This window comes from Pseudomonas sp. 30_B (assembly GCF_017491605.1).
Classification (GTDB): Bacteria; Pseudomonadota; Gammaproteobacteria; order Pseudomonadales; family Pseudomonadaceae; genus Pseudomonas.
Genome location: NZ_JAFGYY010000431.1, coordinates 1 through 266 on the forward strand (window position 1 = coordinate 1; position 266 = coordinate 266).

Consider the following 266-nt stretch of genomic DNA (forward strand, 5'->3'; position numbering starts at 1 on the left):
TGCGTCGTTTCACTGCTGAGTTCGGGATGGGATCAGGTGGTTCCAACGCTCTATGGTCGTCAAGCAATTCTTTCGGACGCTCGTGGCTTGCGCACACGCTCATCCAGATTCGGGTATGTGACAGGTAATTTACGGTTCTCACGAACTTTCGGTTCGTTACGTCTTCACCGTACAACACGCAAATTGTTTGGGTGTTATATGGTCAAGCCTCACGGGCAATTAGTATCGGTTAGCTCAACGCCTCACAGCGCTTACACACCCGACCT

The 266-nt window shown here is 51.1% G+C and carries 1 rRNA gene; it reads right to left on the reverse strand.

Features of this window, described 5'->3' with window-relative positions:
* Positions 1–64: ribosomal RNA gene (rrf, locus tag J5M67_RS28985) — 5S ribosomal RNA — on the reverse strand; the annotation flags it as partial.
* Positions 65–266 lie beyond the last annotated feature (202 nt).